This window comes from Agrobacterium salinitolerans (assembly GCF_002008225.1).
GTDB lineage: Bacteria > Pseudomonadota > Alphaproteobacteria > Rhizobiales > Rhizobiaceae > Agrobacterium > Agrobacterium salinitolerans.
Genome location: NZ_MRDH01000023.1, coordinates 26670 through 40319 on the forward strand (window position 1 = coordinate 26670; position 13650 = coordinate 40319).

Genomic DNA, 13650 nt, shown 5'->3' on the forward strand with positions numbered 1-13650 from the left:
CGTGGCAGAGTGGTGTCTGTCGATGTTCCCTTGCCGCCGTTCTTTTTTGGAACGTTCAAGACTTGGCCGCATTCTATACCGAATGGGGAACCGGCAATTGCCGGCGCATTTACGTGCCGGCACGAGGGCGATTCCAACTTGGGAGGAACACACAGATGGAAAAGAACACGATCTGTATCTGGTACGACAAGGATGCCGAGGCCGCGGCCAGATTTTACGCCGAAACCTTTCCGGATAGCGCGGTAACCGGTGTTCACCATGCGCCGAGCGACTATCCCTCCGGTAAAAAGGGAGACGTGCTGACGGTGCAGTTCACCGTTGCAGGCATCCCCTCCATCGGCCTCAATGGCGGACCGGTCTTCAAGCAGAGCGAGGCTTTCTCCTTCCAGATATCGACCGAAGACCAGGAAGAAACCGACCGTTACTGGAACGCCATCGTCGGCAATGGCGGTGAGGAAAGCGCCTGCGGCTGGTGCAAGGATAGATGGGGCGTTTCCTGGCAGATCACGCCGCGCGTGCTGATGGAGGCCATGGCCGCCGGCGGCGCGGAGGCCAAACACGCCTTCGACGCGATGATGGACATGAAGAAAATCGACGTCGCCGCCATCGAGGCTGCACGTCGCGGTTGACTGGAAAAAGCTGTTCAGCAGTAAGTAGCGACGCAATCCGGAAACAGTAAGCGCTTGATAAACAAGGTTACATTCCGATTTTCCGCATTTGTCGCGCTTTTTTCGCCGCGCAGAATACACTGCGCGGCCAGTCATCATAAAACGTTCAACAAAATGTAAGCGATCCGTTAAATACGACTGTTAGCAGAGCCCGTGGCTACGTGCCGGGGACATGAGGTCCTTGCCGAGCAGGCCATCATTCCATCAACGGGGCTAACTCATGAAATCTTCCGCTCTGACTTCCTTCGTGGCCGGCGTCGCCATCGCCGCCGCCTTCGGCGCCACGGCCGCCCAGGCAGAAAAGACCAAGTTCGAATTCTGGTACGGTCTTTCCGGCGATCTCGGCGACCGCGTGCAGGAAACCTGCAAGAAGTTCAACGAATCCCAGACCGAATTCGAGATCGTCTGCACCTCGCAAAACGATTACGAATCCACCCTGCAGAACACCATTGCCGCGTATCGTGCCAAGAAGCAGCCCGCCATCACCCAGATTTATGACGCCGGCACGCTGGACATGATGCTGTCCAAGGCTTTCGTTCCAGCCAAGAAGCTGATGGCTGACAATGGTTACAAGATCGACTGGGACAATTACTTCCCCGGCATCGCCAATTATTACGCCACGGCCGCAGGCGAGCTGAATTCCTTCCCCTATAATTCTTCGACCGCGATGTTCTATTACAACGTCGATGCTTTCGAAAAAGCCGGCATCACCTTCAAGCCCGACACATGGGAACAGGTCGAAGAAGCTTCCAAGAAGCTGAAAGCCGCCGGTTTCGAATGCCCGCTCGCGTTTAACTTCGACACATGGATGCTGATGGAGCAATTCTCCGCCATCCACAACCAGCCGATCGCCACCAAGGCCAACGGTTATCAGGGTCTGGACGCGGAACTTGCGATCAACAAGACCAAGTTCGTCGACCACGTGAAATTCTTCAAGAAGATGCAGGACGAGAAGCTGTTCGTCGTCAAGACCAAGCAGCTCGGCATGGATATCCTGCCGGCCTTCACCTCCCAGACCTGCCAGATGTTCATGACTTCCATCGCCAACCACGGCACCGTTGGCAAATCCATGCCGGAAGGCGTGAAGTGGGACGTCGCCATGCTGCCGATCTGGAAGGGCACGGAGCGTCACAACTCGCTGGTGGGCGGCGCTTCGCTATGGGTCATGGCCGGTCGTCCGGACGCCGAATACAAGGGTGCGGCCGCATTCCTGAACTTCATCGCCCAGCCTGATATGGTTGAATGGTGGTCGACGGTCACCGGTTACATTCCGGTCACCAAGACCGGCTTCGACGCCATGAAGGCCAACGGTTTTTACGACAAGGCTCCCTATAAGGGCCGCGAAAAGGCCATCGAAAGCCTGACGTTCACGCCGCCTTCCGACTATACCCGCGGCATCCGCCTCGGCGGTTTCACGCAGATCCGCAAGGAAGTCGCCACCTCGCTCGAAGCCATCTTCATGCAGAACGCGGATATCCAGGCTGAACTCGACAAGGCCGTCGAGCGCGCCAATACCGGCCTGCGCCGCTTCGAAAAGACCTATGAAGGCGCCAAGCTGAACTAAGCCCGCTTTCATCGCCGTCAAAGGCCTGTCCGGACATGGTTCGGGCAGGCCCGCCGAATTCTCGAACCCTGCCGGTTTCCAATGGAAAAGCGTACCGTCTTCAAAAGCACATGGCTGCCTGTGCTCTTCGCCCTGCCGCAGTTCCTGCTCATCCTCTTGTTCTTCTATTGGCCGGTTGCGGCGGTGCTGAACTGGGCATTCACCCTGGAGCCGCCTTTCGGCGGCCAGGCGGAATTCGTCGGTTTAGCCAATTTCATCGAAACCTTCGGCGATCCGCTTTATTGGCAATCGATCCTCACCAGCCTGATATTTGCGGTGGCCGGGCCGTTTTTCGCGATCCTCATCGGCCTTGTGCTCGCCCTTGCGGTCGATCGCCAGCTTCCCGGCTCCGGCTTTTTCCGGGTGCTTTATATCCTGCCCTACGCGATTGCCGGTCCCGCCGCCGGCATGGCCTTCCGCTTCATCCTGTCGCCGGAACGCGGCATCGCCGCATCGCTGAATTCCTGGTGGCCCGATATCTGGAACCCTGCAAAATACGGCGAGCACGCGCTCATCCTTGTCATCGTCATCTTCATCTGGAAATGGGCGGGCTACACCTTCATCTTCCTGTTCGCCGGCCTGCAATCCGTGCCGCGTTCGCTGACGGAGGCCGCCGCCATGGACGGCTCCGGGCCCGTTCGCCGCGCCATCGACATTCAGGTCCCGCTTCTGGCCCCGACCCTGTTCTTTCTCACCGTCATCATGATGACCGAAGGTTTCGTTGGCGCCGATACGTTCGGCATCGTCGCCTCCACCACGGAGGGCGGCCCCAACCACGCCACCGAAGTGATGGTCTACCGCATCGTCAGCGAGGCCTTCGAGGGACTGAACTATTCCGGCGCCTCGGCGCAGAGCCTCGTCCTCATCGGCCTCATCATGGTCTTCACCTTCATCCAGTTCCGCTTCGTCGAGCGGCAAGTCCATTACAAGTGAGGCGGCGATGATCCAGCGCACACCCTATGCCGACGCCCTGACCTATGCGATCATGGTGGCCGGTTTCTTCTTGCTCATCGGCCCCTTCATCGTCGTCATTTCCGGCGCCAGCCAGTCGGTCCAGCAGGTCAACAGCGTCCCCTTCAACTTCATGCCGCAGGGCGAATTCTTCACAAATGCACAGGCGGCATGGCAACGCGCCAATCTCGGCAATGCCCTCCTCAACAGCATGATCATGGCGACGCTGGTGACCATCGGCAAGGTGGCCCTTTCGGCCTTCACCGCCTTTGCCATCGTATTCTTCCGCTCGCCGCTCAGGCATCTGTTCTTCTGGACGGTGTTCATCACCCTTATGCTGCCGCTCGAAGTGCGCGTGGTGCCAACCTATTCGGTCGCCGCCGATGTTTTCCAGCCGTTCCGCTCGGTCCTCGGCCTGTTCGGCATCGAGATCACCCTCGAATGGAACCTGCTGAACTCCTATGCCGGCCTCACCCTTCCGCTGATCGCCACCGCCACCGGCACCTTTCTTTACCGGCAGTTCTTCATGACGATCCCGGACGAACTGGCGGAAGCCGCGCGCATGGACGGTTCGGGTGCGGCACGTTTCTTTGTGGATATGCTGCTGCCACTGTCGCGCACCAACATGCTGGCGCTCACCACCATCATGTTCGTTTATGCCTGGAACCAGTATCTGTGGCCGCTGCTGATGATCACCGACCCGTCCTACAAGACGGTGATGATGTCGCTGCGCGCGCTTCTGCCCGCCGATGACGGCACGCCGGACTGGAACGTCACGCTGGCCGGTTCCCTCATCATCATCCTGCCGCCGCTCCTCGTCGTGGCCTTCCTGCAACGCTGGTTCGTCCGCGGTCTCGTCTCGTCCGACAAGTGACAGCGCGGCTTTCAACAAAGGTTTTATAATCATGGCTCAGATCGATATCCGTCAGGTCCGCAAATCCTATGGCAAAACGCCTACCCTGCACGGCGTGGACCTCTCTTTCGGTTCCGGCGAATTCGTCGTCATCCTCGGCCCCTCGGGCTGCGGCAAATCCACGCTTCTGCGCATGATCGCCGGTCTGGAGGATATCACCTCCGGCGAGATCGCCATTGGCGGGCGTGTGGTCAACATGCTGGAACCGCGTGAGCGCGGGTGCGCCATGGTGTTTCAGAACTACGCGCTTTATCCGCATATGTCAGTTGCCGGTAATATCGGCTATGCGCTGAAAGTCGCCGGCGTTGCAAAAGCCGAACGCCAGCGCCGCATTGAGGAGACAGCAAAGATCGTCGGCCTTTCCGATTATCTGGAGCGCAAGCCGGCAGCCCTTTCCGGCGGCCAGCGCCAGCGCGTCGCCATGGCCCGCGCCATCATCCGCGAACCTGCGGTGTTTCTGTTCGACGAGCCGCTCTCCAACCTCGACGCCAAGCTGCGCGTGACCATGCGCGCGGAAATCCGCAAGCTGCACCAGCGCCTCTCCGCCACCTCCATCTTCGTCACTCATGATCAGGTGGAGGCCATGACGCTGGCCGACCGGCTGGTCGTGATGAACAAGGGCAATGTCGAGCAGGTCGGCCATCCGCTGGATATCTATCACCGCCCGGCCAGCACCTTCGTAGCGTCCTTCATCGGCTCGCCGGCCATGAACCTGTTTAGCACAAGGGTGGAGGTGGAATCCCCCGCCGTGATGCTGAATGGCGCGCCGGTGAAACTATTCCCCGAAATCGCGCTGGAACTGCGCGGTCGCGACGTCACGGTCGGTATCCGCCCGGAGCAGTGCGTGGTCAGCACGGATGGCGCCGGCGTACCGGCGGTTGTTGATTTCGTCGAAGAATTGGGCTCGGGCCGCATCGTGCATGCCGATATCGCAGGCGAGACCTTTTCCGCCGCCATCGGTGAGGACCTTTCCGTAAAACCCGGCCAGCGCATCCATCTCGATCTTCCACCCGCCCATCTTCATTTTTTCGATCCGGCCACCGGCAAACGGATCGAAGCGGAAGGTATGGCGGAGACCCCCCGAAGCATAAACGAGAAGCTGCTCGCGGTTTGAACCTTCTGCGAGACATGTCCGGCACGGTTTGGAATATTCTCTCTCCGCGCCGGACCCGCAACTAAGATCAAGCCTGTTTGGCAGGCGCGTCGCATCATGCGACGGGTCCGGCCGTCACCCTTTTACGCCTGACGAAATCATGATCGCTTCCGTTACGCGCCGCTGGAAGATGACATAGGCGATGATGACCGGCAGCGCCGCCAGCATGGCGATGGCCATCAGCCGCGCATAGGCGACCCCGAAAGTGTCGTTGACCTGGGTGATGCCAACAGGGATGGTCATCATGTTTTCCGAGGTGACGACGAGGAAGGGCCAGAAGAAGGCGTTCCACACCGTGATGAACGTCACAATCGCCATAGCGGTGGTGATGCCCCAGTTAAGCGGCAGATAGACCTTAAAAAGAATGGTATATTCGCCGCCGCCATCCAGAACCACCGCCTCGCGCATCTCCTTCGGCACGCTGTCGAAGAACTGCTTGTAGACAATGATGACGATGGGCGTGATGAGCTGCGGCAGGATGATGCCCGCCCAGGTGTTGATAAGGTTAAGGTTCTTCATCAGGATAAATTGCGTGACGACCAGCGTCTGCGCCGGCACCATGAAACTGGCCAGCACGATGCCATAAAGCAGCCGCCGGCCCGGAAAACGTATCTGCGACAGGGCATAAGCACATAACATCGAGATCAGCAGCACCGACACGGTGACGATGGCCGCCGTGCCAACGGAGTTGATGTACCAGTTCATCAATTTCGTGTTGAAGATGGCGCTGACATAAGCGCTCAGCCGGAATTCATCGGGGATCAATGATGTGTTGCCGGCAACATTCTCATCCGAACGGATGGACGTCACGAACGTCCAGTAGAGCGGGAAAATCCAGACCAGTGCGGCCGAAAAGGTCAGCACGGTCAGGATAATGTTTTCTAGTCTTCTTGTGAGGCTCATGAGTTCCTCCGGATGCGCAGCAGCTGGAACTGGAGAATGGAAACGATCATGATCAGCAGGAACAGCACGGTAGCGACAGCGGAGGCGTAACCGCCATTGTTGAGCTGGAAGGCTTCACGATAGACCTTGAGAAGCAGCACGAAGCTGGAATTGAAGGGTCCGCCGCCGCTGAGCAGATAAATCTGGTCGAATATCTTCAGTTGCAGGATCAGTTGCAGAGTGAGCACGAGAGCTGTCACCGGCCACAACAGCGGCCAGGTGACGCGCCAGAAGCGTTGCCACGTCGTTGCACCGTCCAGCGAGGCAGCCTCATAAAGCTCGGCCGGAATATTGCGAAGGCCCGCGATGAACAGCAACACGTTGAAGCCATTCGTCCACCAGATGGTGACGACGGCGACCATGGGCATCACCCAATATGGGTTCTTGAATACCGCGACCGGCTTTCCGGCAATCAGCGAAATCACCGGTTGGAGAATACCGAACTGCAGATCGAGCATCCATGCCCAGATTTCAGTGACGACAGACACCGGCAGCACATAGGGCAGGAAGAACAGGCTCATTGCGATCGTCTGCTTGACACCCGAGAGGCGGCTGACGGCAAGAGCGATCATCAGGGCGATAACTGTGGTCGGCACGACAGTCAGAAGCACGAAATAGCCGTTATTCTTGAGGGAGGTGACGAAAAGCTTGTCACTCAGCAACTTGGTGTAGTTGGCCAGCCCTACCCAGTCACCGTCGCCAATCAGCGGCGCATTGGTAAAACTGATGCGCACCATCTCGATCAAAGGATAAAGGAAGAAGGTGACGAAGACCACGATGAACGGCGTCACCATCGACAGCGCGATCAGCGATTTCTTGCGCCGGTTTTCAATCATAGCCATGGGATATCTCCGGGACCTCATGCATTGCAGGCACCCTCCGGCCATAGACCGGAGGGCTGGTTTCCTGTCACTTCAGCTTGCTTTGCAGCTCTTCCTTGATCTGTGCCACCGCATCCGTGCCACTCATGAAGCCCTGAATGGCCGGCGCGATGACGTTGAGCGCCGCATCATAGGCGGGTGAGGCAACGCCGGTGATCGTCGTTTTCGGATCGAACACAGCTGCTTCCGCAAGCGACGCATAGGTCGCATTCGGCTGCATCGCCTTGTAGTCGCTGCCTTCGGTGATCGATTTATAGGCCGGGATATGGCCGGCATCGGCCCAGCTGATGGCGTGTTTTTCCATCCAGCCGATCACTTTCATGACGGCTGCGCGCTTCTCGCCGGAAATGGTCTTGTCACCCTGGTTGGGAATGGCAAAAGCGTGCGAATCCGCCCAGGTGGCGCGTTTGCCCATGAACGGTGGAACTTCAACAGCGCTCCATTTGAAGCCCAGCTTGCCGTTTTTCTCCAGATCCTTGTAGGTGGGCACTTCCCAGACGCCGTTCAGCTGGAAGGCGGATTTTCCGGCAGAGAACAGCGCGACGGAAGCTGGATATTCCGCCTGCTCGGGCGCCCAGCCGTTTTCGCGCCATTTCGACATGGTATCGATCGCCTTGGCGGCCTTTTCGGCATTGTCGCCGGCCAGAACCTCGCCATTGGTGACGAGTTCGCCGCCCTGTTGCGAGAACAACGTATAGAAGACACGCCAGACCCCGGCTTCTCCGCCGGACTGGTAGGTCACCGGTGTCTCGACGCCTTTCTCCTTCGCCCAGGCCAACGCCTTCTCAAAGTCATCCATCGTCTTGATGCCGGTCAGCTTGCCCTCGGCATCGATATAGGGCGAGCCTTTGAGAAGATCGGCATTGTAGTAAAGAATAAGCGCGTGAATATCGAAAGGCACGGCATAAAGCTTGCCGTCATGGGTCGCCGCCTCAAGCGGAGCGCTGAAGAAATCGTCTTTCTTCAGGCCAGCATCTTCAAGGTCCTTGTCGGTGATTTCGCTCAGCACCTTTTCCTGCAGCGCCAGGGGCGCGCGGGACAGGTGATAGGTCATGACGTCAGGGCCCTCGCCGACGGCTGAGGCGGTTCGCACCTTGGTATAAAAGGGCACGCCCCACTCCAGTGTCGTTCCCTTGACCTGAATATCCGGGTGCTCCTTGTTGAAGGCATCGATCAACGCCTTCATGCGCACGCCATCGCCGCCGGACAGAAAGTCCCACCAGACGATATCCTGTTTGGCCAGCGCCGGCAGGGCGGTCAAACCCAGAACCGTGCCAACAAGCAATGTCTTGATCAGTCTCATCGTTCACTCCTCCCATTTATGTGGAAACACCCCTTGAAGAGGCGGTCTGCTCAATCGAAAGGCGCCTCCTCGCGCCTATCGCAATCTCTTGCCGTCGCTGTCGAACACCAGAATGTGTTCGGGCGAAGCGCTGAGCGACACGGACCGGCCATCGAGACTCTCGCGTGAGCCCTGCCGCTGCACGATGATTTCCTTGCCCGAGGGCGCGCGGGTGTAGAGATAGGAAACATCCCCCAGCTCCTCCGCCACCTCGACATTGACGGGCAAGGCGCCCTCCTGCGTTATCGTCAGATGCTCGGGCCGAACGCCGATCTCGACCCGCTGGCCGGCGGAAACAGGCTGCAGAAGCCGTGCTTCGAGATGTCTCTCGCCGCCATCGAGCGAAAGCGTCACGACGCCGTTTCGCTGTTCGACAATCTGCGCCTGCAGGAAGTTCATCGCCGGTGAGCCGATGAAGCCCGCGACGAACCGGTTGTCCGGATCGTCATAAAGGGTGAGCGGCGCACCCGCCTGCTGCACGACGCCGCCCTTCAGCACGAAAATCCTGTCCGCAAGCGTCATGGCCTCCACCTGGTCATGCGTGACATAGATCATCGTCGCGCCCAGCTTGCGGTGAAGCCGGGTCAGTTCCAGCCGCATCTGCACACGCAGTTCGGCGTCCAGATTGGACAGCGGTTCATCGAACAGGAATACCTTCGGCTGCCGGACAATGGCGCGGCCGATGGCCACGCGCTGCCTCTGCCCGCCGGAAAGCTGCGAGGGCCGTTTGTGCAGATGCTCCTCGAGCTGGAGGACGCGCGCGGCCTCGCCCACCCTCTCCGTCACCTCCGCCTTCGGCCGGCGTGCAAGACGCAGGCTGAACGCCATGTTCTCGAACACCGTCAGATGCGGATAGAGCGCATAGTTCTGGAACACCATCGCAACGCCGCGATCCGCCGGTTCGACTGCGGTGACATCACGCTCATCGATGGCGATGCGCCCGCCGCTGGTTTCCTCAAGGCCTGCGATCATGCGCAACAGGGTCGATTTTCCGCAGCCGGAAGGCCCCACGAAGACCGCAAAGCTGCCGGCTGGAATTTCCATCGAAACATCCCGGATCGCCGCGAAGGATCCGAAGGACTTGGCGACATTGTTGAGACGGACACCCATGGTCGCCTCACTGAACCTTCAGCCGAAGCACGTGATAGGACAGCGCTGGCACAGAACCCTTCAATGCCCCGTCCTCCACGGCGACGCCACTGCCCGGCACCGGCGCGACGCGATCCGGCTGGTCCGGCCCGTTGCCGACACGCAAATCGTATCCCGCCATGGCCAGATGCAGGCTGAGCGTGGCGGATGAATAGCCGGTGAAGTTGACATCGATCTCCGCCGCTTCTGTCAGATGTCGGTTGAGCACGAACAGCGTCACCACACCTTCCGCTTCGTCATAAACCCCGGCAACATCGAGATATTTGACGTCATCGGCCGCGTTGCAATCGTAAGTCGGGCAATCGACGGCGATGTTCAGCGCGACACCACGGCCATAAAGCGAGGCGAACTGATAGGGATAATAGATCGTCTGCCGCCAGGCCGGGCCGTTCTTTTCCGCCCGGATGGGGGCGATGACATTGACGAGCTGGGCGATGCAGGCGATGCGCACCCGGTCCGAACGGCGGATGAACTCGTTGAGCAGACCGGCGACGAACAGCGCATCCTCGAAGTTGTAAGTTTCCTCCAGAAGTGCGGGCGCTTCCGGCCAGTCCCAGCTCTTGATGCGTTTGCCGTCTTCTTCGCGGATGTGATACCAGACGTTCCATTCATCGAAGCAGATGGAAACATCGTTCTTGGCGCGTTTCTTCGCCTTCACGTAATCGATGACCCCGGCAATCGTCTGGATATAGCGCCCGGTTTCCTCGATCTTGCCGAAATAGTTCAGCGTGTCGCGGCTGCTATTGCCGAAATATTTGTGCAGCGAGATATGATCGACATTCTCGTAGCACTCCTCCAGCACCTCGCGCTCCCATTCGGGATAGGTCGGCATGCCGTCATTGGAACTGCCGCAGACAATCGCTTCAATCGTCGGGTCGAAGCCCTTGAAGGCCTTGGCGGTTTCATTGGCGAGGCGGCCATATTCCACAGCCGTCTTGTGGCCGATCTGCCAGGGGCCGTCCATCTCGTTGCCGAGGCACCACATTTTCACACCGTGGGGCTTTTCAGTGCCGTGGCTGCGGCGCAGATCGCTGAGAGCCGTGCCTCCTGGAAAGTTCACGTATTCGAGGAAGTTGCGGGCATCGTCCAGCCCACGGGAACCGAGATTGACGGCGAGCATCATCTCGATGCCGGCCATCTGTGCCCAGTCGGCAAATTCATTGATGCCGATCTGGTTGGTTTCCTTCGAACGCCAAGCAAGGTCGAGACGGATGGGGCGCTGATCGCGCGGGCCGATGCCGTCTTCCCAGCGATAAGCTGACACGAAGTTGCCGCCGGGATAGCGGATCGCGGGAATTTTCAGGTCCTGCACGAATTTCAGGACGTCTTTGCGAAAGCCATTCGCATCCGCCTGCGGATGGCCGGGCTCATAAATCCCACCATAGATCGCACGCCCCATATGCTCGATGAAGGCGGAATAAAGACGATCGTCGATACGCCCAATCCGGAAGTCCCGGTGGACTGAAACCCGCGCTTTCATAAGGCTCTCCTCCCTGCGCATTTATATCTTAAAATATGATATGAACCATATTTGATAATATAGTTGCCGAGGGAATCCGCGCCTGTCAACCGCGAAAATCATACTTTTGAAAATTGAGGGTTCAGCCCGCGGTACGCAGGCGCAGGATGATGTCCTGATCGTAATTGCCAAAGCCGCGGCCGAATATATTCAACCCGCCCGGATGTTTTGCATCGGCCTTGACCTCGATGCGCAAGCGGATGGAACGGTGGCTGGTCAGATCGATATCCGTCAGTGTCACATCCGAAATCCGGGTTCCGTCGACATAGGTTCCCTGTTCGGTGATGCGCCAGGTCTTGAGCATGCCATATTGGGAACCGGAGAGCTTCCACCAGTCCGGCGTAAACGTGCCGCGCTTGTCGCCGAAGTCGCCGGGTGAGGTCCACACCCCGATTTCCTGGCCGTTGACGGATAGCGTAATATCGGACGGCCAGTTGCTGTGCGTTCCGGGCACTTCGGAGCTGACCTCCATCGAAAACTCGATTTCCTCGACTTCCCGCCCCTGAATCTTGGCATTATTGGGAAATTGATATTCCACGAAGCCGGAGGTCAACCACAGAAGCGCCGTCTTCATGCGGTCTGGATCCATGAATGTATCGGGCACATCAAGCAGCCCGATAATTCCCTCCGGCGAGCAGATGCCGCAGGGCGCGGTGACCGAACTTTGGGTGTAAAGACCGAGCGGCATGGCGACCGCGATGTAATTTGATGTGACAGGCGCCTCGGGTTTTCGGAACGAAACGATGAGTTCGTCACAGGTGGCGAAGCAGATTTTCTGACTTCCCTTGCGCGCCTTGCGCGTTTCGGTTCGCAGAAGCCCCGCCTCCTCGAGAACGGCCACGCCGGCGGAAACGGTGGACTGGGGGAGTTCCAGTCTCTGTGCAATTTCGTTGACGTTGAGGCCGCTCGCCTCATGCAGCAGCTTTAATATTTGCACGCGGATCAGCGACGCCGCCGCCTTCAGGACATCGAATTCTTTTTCAGCATCAACGAGGAGAAAATTGGGCGCCATATTCTAATCTTCAGATTTATCGATCCAGATCAGAATTTCTGGCTTAAATGCCATGCACTTGTCCAGTGCTGTTTGTCATACAGGCGCTTTTGAAAGGCATGAAGCGCCATTCAGCCCGGGTGCTTCACAAAAAAGAGCACCGCCACATGGCTCGACACCGTGTGGCGGCGCCCGTTTCGTCGTCAGCCGCGCTTGCGCAGGGTCCGCGTGCCGGTGTCGACGAGATTTTGCGCCGCTTCATCCACGCTGGCGCGGCCGAAGGCGAGCGAATCGGCGATGGGGCGCATCACGCCACGGTCGAACTCGTTGGCGCCGATCGGGGCGGGTTCCGGATAGGCATCGGTCTTTCCGGACAGGCTTTCGATATAATCCACCGTCTTGCGCTCGGTCTCATTGAGCGTCGGCAACAGGGCCTCGCGCACGGCCTTGGCCGGCGGCACGCCACGTTCGACGCCGAGCGCCTTGCCGGCTTCCAGATCGTTGACAAAGAAGTTGATGAACTTCGCCGCCGCTTCCGCATTGGTCGAGGTGGACGAAATGGACCAGATGAGTCCCGGCCGGTAATAATGACCTGTCGGTTTGCCCGGCCCCTCGCCCGGCAGCATGCCGATGGACAGCGTTTGTTTATTGAGCTTCTGATAACCGACAAGCTGGTTGGAATAGGCAAAGCCGATAGCCGAATTGCCGAGCGTCAGGGCGTTGGATTCGATGGTATTGTCGTCACGGGTCTGAATGTCGGCGGAAACGCAAAGCTTGTTCTCGCGCAAATCCTCCCAATAGGCGAACCATTCCTTGGCGTCTTCCTTGTTGAAGCCGATGGTGCCGTCCTGAAACAGCAGCTTGCCGCGCTGGCGCAGCCAGACATCGAAAACATAATGATAACGCGCGCCATAGGGCACGGCCCAGTAGTTCCGTTTTGCCGGACCGTTCTTCTTGAAATCGCGCGCCAGTTCCGCAAGCGCCTTCCAGGTGATCTGGTCCTGCGGCACGGAAACGCCGGCTTCCTTCAGCGTGTCGGCGTCATACATCATGCAGAAGGAATTCAGCCCGAGGCCGACGCCGTAAAGCTTGCCGTCGATGCGGCAGAGATCGACCTCGCTTTTGCCGAAGGTGGAAAGATCGAGCGACTTGCCGACGAACTGGTCCAGCTCCATGCAGGCGCCACGGCCGGAATAATCGGCAATGGTGGAAGGTTCGAGCTGGAAGATATCGGCGACGTTGCGCCCCGCCATCGATGTCGCAAGCTTGGTCCAGTAATCGGAACCGGCGATCATTTCGCCGCTGATCTCCGTTTGCGGGTTTGCCTTCTGGTAAAGGGCGATCACGTCGTTAGTGCGCTTGCTGCGGTCGGCAGATCCCCACCATACGCAGCGAAGCCGGGTTTCGGCCGCGGCCGCCCGAAAACCGCCCGCCGCCACGCCGAGACCGGCCAGCGCCGCCGTTACCAAAAATCCACGTCTGTCGATAGTTTGCATCTGCTCCTCCCGCGTTTTGCAAATTTTTCATTTACCACTTAA

At 58.7% G+C, this 13650-nt stretch carries 12 protein-coding genes; 5 read left to right on the top strand and 7 right to left on the bottom strand.

Annotated elements, in window-relative coordinates; all coding sequences use genetic code 11:
* The first annotated feature begins 155 nt into the window (after positions 1 to 155).
* The 5 genes from BS627_RS15970 to BS627_RS15990 all read left to right on the top strand — a co-directional run bounded on the left by BS627_RS15970 (position 156) and on the right by BS627_RS15990 (position 5249).
* A complete protein-coding gene (locus tag BS627_RS15970; RefSeq protein ID WP_077984172.1) occupies positions 156 to 629 on the top strand; it encodes a VOC family protein in 474 nt (157 codons plus the stop codon).
* A gap of 259 nt (positions 630 to 888) precedes the next feature.
* Positions 889 to 2232 carry an extracellular solute-binding protein gene (locus BS627_RS15975; RefSeq protein WP_077984173.1) on the top strand — a complete coding sequence of 448 codons (1344 nt, stop codon included), beginning with the start codon at positions 889 to 891 and terminating at the stop codon, positions 2230 to 2232.
* Between the two features lie 81 nt (positions 2233 to 2313).
* On the top strand, positions 2314 to 3204 hold the full coding sequence (locus BS627_RS15980) for a carbohydrate ABC transporter permease (RefSeq protein WP_077984174.1): 891 nt from the start codon (positions 2314 to 2316) through the stop codon (positions 3202 to 3204).
* Between the two features lie 7 nt (positions 3205 to 3211).
* Positions 3212 to 4096 carry an ABC transporter permease subunit gene (locus BS627_RS15985; protein ID WP_077984175.1) on the top strand — a complete coding sequence of 295 codons (885 nt, stop codon included), beginning with the start codon at positions 3212 to 3214 and terminating at the stop codon, positions 4094 to 4096.
* 31 nt (positions 4097 to 4127) lie between these two features.
* Positions 4128 to 5249 carry a sn-glycerol-3-phosphate import ATP-binding protein UgpC gene (locus BS627_RS15990; protein WP_077984176.1) on the top strand — a complete coding sequence of 374 codons (1122 nt, stop codon included), beginning with the start codon at positions 4128 to 4130 and terminating at the stop codon, positions 5247 to 5249.
* 114 nt (positions 5250 to 5363) lie between these two features.
* Here the strand turns inward: BS627_RS15990 and BS627_RS15995 are convergent, their stop codons facing one another.
* From BS627_RS15995 to BS627_RS16025, 7 genes are all read right to left on the bottom strand, one after another.
* Positions 5364 to 6191, bottom strand: coding sequence for a carbohydrate ABC transporter permease (locus BS627_RS15995; protein ID WP_063949887.1), 828 nt, complete (start codon positions 6189 to 6191; stop codon positions 5364 to 5366).
* Complete coding sequence (locus BS627_RS16000; RefSeq protein WP_162520600.1) at positions 6188 to 7072, bottom strand: carbohydrate ABC transporter permease; 885 nt, start codon at positions 7070 to 7072, stop codon at positions 6188 to 6190. Before BS627_RS16000 ends, BS627_RS15995 begins: the two co-directional genes overlap by 4 nt.
* Positions 7073 to 7139: 67 nt before the next feature.
* Positions 7140 to 8414 (bottom strand): extracellular solute-binding protein, encoded by a 1275-nt coding sequence (locus BS627_RS16005; RefSeq protein WP_077984177.1) that lies wholly within the window; start codon positions 8412 to 8414, stop codon positions 7140 to 7142.
* 75 nt (positions 8415 to 8489) lie between these two features.
* Positions 8490 to 9563 (bottom strand): ABC transporter ATP-binding protein, encoded by a 1074-nt coding sequence (locus tag BS627_RS16010; protein WP_077984178.1) that lies wholly within the window; start codon positions 9561 to 9563, stop codon positions 8490 to 8492.
* A gap of 7 nt (positions 9564 to 9570) precedes the next feature.
* Positions 9571 to 11082 carry an arabinosylfuranosidase ArfA gene (gene arfA, locus BS627_RS16015; protein WP_077984179.1) on the bottom strand — a complete coding sequence of 504 codons (1512 nt, stop codon included), beginning with the start codon at positions 11080 to 11082 and terminating at the stop codon, positions 9571 to 9573.
* Positions 11083 to 11203: 121 nt separating this feature from the next.
* A complete protein-coding gene (locus BS627_RS16020) occupies positions 11204 to 12133 on the bottom strand; it encodes an ArsR/SmtB family transcription factor (RefSeq protein ID WP_077984180.1) in 930 nt (309 codons plus the stop codon).
* A 182-nt stretch (positions 12134 to 12315) separates the two neighbouring features.
* A complete protein-coding gene (locus BS627_RS16025; protein WP_077984181.1) occupies positions 12316 to 13608 on the bottom strand; it encodes an ABC transporter substrate-binding protein in 1293 nt (430 codons plus the stop codon).
* Between the last annotated feature and the right edge of the window lie 42 nt (positions 13609 to 13650).